This window comes from Mesorhizobium sp. M7A.T.Ca.US.000.02.2.1 (genome assembly GCF_003996995.1).
Classification (GTDB): Bacteria; Pseudomonadota; Alphaproteobacteria; order Rhizobiales; family Rhizobiaceae; genus Mesorhizobium.
On record NZ_RZTT01000699.1, the window covers coordinates 1 to 1,849 of the forward strand.

Sequence of the window (1,849 nt, forward strand, 5' to 3'; positions counted from 1 at the left end):
GCGCAGAAGGCCGGCCGCAAGCTCTCCTTCGGCATTAGGCTGCATGTCATCGCGCGCGAAACCACCGAGGAGGCCTGGGCCGCTGCCGACAGGCTGATCAGCCGGCTCGACGACGCGACGATCGCCTCGGCTCAAAAAGTCTTTTCCCGCATGGATTCGGTCGGCCAGGCGCGGATGAGCGCACTGCATGGCGGCAATCGCGCCAAGCTCGAGATCGCGCCCAATCTGTGGGCCGGCGTCGGCCTGGTGCGCGGCGGCGCAGGGACCGCACTTGTCGGTGATCCCGACACGATCGCCGAGCGCATCGACGAGTACCGGCGCCTCGGCATCGATACCTTCATCCTTTCCGGCTATCCGCATCTCGAAGAAGCCTATCGCTTCGGCGAGCTGGTGCTGCCGAAACTGCCGACCGACCATCTGGTCAAGGCAGCCGGCTCGTCCGTAAACACCGGTCCGTTCGGCGAAACCATCGCCGGCGACCACCGGCCGAAGTCGCTCGCCAGCGCCTCGTGAACTTGCTTCCTGCGTCCTCGCGGTTGCGCGTCGCCATTATCGGCGGCGGCTTTTCCGGCGCCGCGGTGGCGTGGCACCTGGCGCAAATGCCTCGACCGGAGCGCATTTCCATTTCCGTGATCGAGCCACGACCGGTTCTTGGCGGTGGCCTTGCCTATTCCAGCGAGGAACCGTCTCATCGGGTTAATGTTCCCGCGATCAGGATGAGCATGGCTCCCGACGACCCGCAGCATTTTGCACGCTGGTTGACTGGCAGCGGAGAACTCGAACACGACCCGGACGCCATCTGGAAGAACGGCGACGCTTTTCCGCGCCGGCGTGTGTTCGGCCGCTACGTCGCCGAGCATCTGGCGCCGTATCTCGGTTCCGGCGTTGTCCATCATGTTCAAGGTTCCGCCATACGCGTGACGCGCGATGCCAGTGGCGCGGGCTGGACCGTGCACACCTCTGCCGGACCGGTCGCCTCCGACATCGTCGTGCTGGCAGCAACGCATCCGCAGCCTGCAATTCCAGCCGCGCTGGTCCAACTGTCGGAAGCACCGGGTTTCATCGCCGACCCGTACGCACCAGCGGCGCTTGCCGGGATTGGGCCGGAGGCGTCGGTGCTGATCGTCGGCTCCGGGCTGACCTCTGCCGACATGGTCGCTGAACTCGACCGTCGTGGCCATCGCGGCCGCATCCTGGCGCTGTCGCGCGGCGGCTTACGCTCGCGCGGACACCCCGATGTCAGGGGCGAGCCTTTTGGCGATTTTGCATCCGCGCCGGCCACGACGGCGCTCGGCCTGCTCAGGGCCATTCGCGCGACGCTGACAGCTGCGAGAGCGGCCAATGTCAACTGGCAGTCGGTCTTCGACCAACTGCGCCTGCAGGGGCCGGTGCTGTGGGCCGCACTTGCCCCGCCGGAGCGGGCAAGGCTGGTCCGCCGGCTGCGCGTGTTCTGGGACGTGCATCGCTTCAGGATCGCTCCGCAGGTGGCGGCGGTGCTCGACCGGCGTCATGCGGCCGGCACATTCGACACCATTGCCGCCAGGCTTGTCGCGTCGAACGATGAGGACGGCAGCCTGGCTGTCAGCTTTCAACGGCGCGGGCAGACACGGATCGAGACGACGCGCTTCGATGCCGTCATCAACACTACGGGTCCGGCTCATGGGCAGGCATTACAGCTGAACCCGGCGCTGAGCTCGCTGGCGGAAGCCGGCTTGATTAGGACGGACCAATATGGACTTGGCATCGAGACAAGTCTCGACAGCCGCGCAATCGGCTCGGACGGTGAGGCGGTTGCGACACTCCTGGTCGCCGGCCCGCTGGCAAGAGGCACTTTCGGCGAGCTCATGGG

The 1,849-nt window shown here is 66.5% G+C and carries 2 protein-coding genes; both read left to right on the forward strand.

What is annotated here, in order from left to right:
- A partial coding sequence (locus EOD15_RS33710; RefSeq protein WP_127409265.1) for an LLM class flavin-dependent oxidoreductase occupies window positions 1–513 on the forward strand: 513 nt, incomplete at its 5' end.
- Window positions 510–1,849: FAD/NAD(P)-binding protein (locus EOD15_RS33715; protein ID WP_127409266.1), on the forward strand; the 1,340-nt coding region annotated here is incomplete at its 3' end. The genes EOD15_RS33710 and EOD15_RS33715, both read left to right, overlap by 4 nt.